This is a genomic window from Micromonospora antibiotica, from assembly GCF_017599305.1.
GTDB lineage: Bacteria > Actinomycetota > Actinomycetes > Mycobacteriales > Micromonosporaceae > Micromonospora > Micromonospora antibiotica.
Genome location: NZ_JAGFWR010000062.1, coordinates 1 through 1,327, shown reverse-complemented (window position 1 = coordinate 1,327; position 1,327 = coordinate 1). Strand labels below are relative to the sequence as shown.

1 protein-coding gene is annotated in these 1,327 nt (G+C 68.3%); it reads right to left on the bottom strand.

Features of this window, described 5'->3' with window-relative positions; genetic code table 11:
* Window positions 1-16: 16 nt before the first annotated feature.
* On the bottom strand, window positions 17-1,186 hold the full coding sequence (locus tag JQN83_RS32585) for an ISAs1 family transposase (protein ID WP_244253672.1): 1,170 nt from the start codon (window positions 1,184-1,186) through the stop codon (window positions 17-19).
* Window positions 1,187-1,327: the final 141 nt, after the last annotated feature.

The following is a 1,327-nucleotide window of genomic DNA, read 5'->3' as shown; positions in this document are numbered from 1 at the left end:
CAGGGCCCCGGCAAAGTCAGGTGATGCCGAGTAGTGCCAGTGGGCGGGTGCTGTCGCGGGCGTGATGTCGGTTGGCGGCGGCGATGTTGGTGATCCCGGTTAGGCGTAGGGCGCTGATGGCGGTGTTGCGGAGGGTGGCCATGACTTCGGGTCCGGTGCCGGTGCGGATCTGGGATCGGTCTTCGTCGTAGGTGACGTCGCGGACCCAGTGGACCTTGTTTTCGATCGACCAGTGGCCTCGGATCCATGCCGCCAGTTGCGCCGGTCTGGCCTGGTGCACGCGGAGGTCGGTGATGGCGTAGACGGTCTCGGTGGTGAAGCGTTTCGGCTGATCCAGGCGCCGTCTGCGGCGGCGGATCTGGATGGCCTGGGCGGCGTGCGGGAAGTTGATGCCGGTGGAGATCGTCAGGATCTTGCAGCTGCGGATCTCGCGGCGGCCGTGTCCGCGGTCGGCGTCGCGTGCGGCGTCCGGGACTGCCCGCCAGGGCAGGCCGGCGAGTTGGCGGTGCAGGCCGGGCTGGTTGCCTTTGACGGTGAGGATCCAGTGTGCGCCGCGTTGCGCGAGGTAGGTGACGTGCTCGCGTTGGCAGTGCAGGGCGTCGGCGGTGACCACGGTGTCGCGTAGGTTGCTGATCTGGTCGAGCAGCGGTGCGAAGCGGGTGATCTCGTTGGTCTTGCCGTCGACGTCGATGCTGGCCAGGGCCACACCGGTGGCCTGGTCGCAGGCGGTCATCACGTGCCGGGCCGGGGTGTCGGTGGTGCGGGAGCCGCGCAGGGCCTTGCCATCGACGGCGATCACCCGGCCGGTCGTCGAGGCGGTGGCGGTGCCCCGGTCGGCGAGCCATGCCCCGATCGCGGTGGTCAGCAACTGCGGGTCCACGGCCTGCAGCAGTCGACGGATCATCGCCTCTGACGGGCGTCGGTTGGGAGTCATGCCCAGGGCGAGAGCTGTCGAGACCGGAACATCGGCGACCCATTCGGCGATCGCCGTGTAGGAGCGGTAGCCGGCGACCACGGCGCACACCGCTGCGGTGAGCACGACTGGCAGCCGGTGCCGGACACCGCGTCGGGCCCGTGGATCAGGTAGACCGGCGAGTGCTTCGGGCAGCCCGCCAGCGGTTTCCGGCAGGGGGAGAGCCGGTGCGTGGGTCAAGGACGAGATCAGCGATGATGGCAGCGCGGGCATGACTCACTTCGGATGATCACCGTGGCGTAGGAACCTTGATGATCTTCTGAACGGGTCATGCCCGTCTTGCTGCCACCAACAGCGGCGCTTCTATACCAAGACTCCCAAGTCAGACACCGTCACGACTTTGCCGGGGCCCTG

What these genes read in the sequence shown, in the direction of transcription:
- JQN83_RS32585 (WP_244253672.1), bottom strand. Translation starts at nt 1,186, where the DNA reads ATGCCCGCGCTGCCATCATCGCTGATCTCGTCCTTGACCCACGCACCG.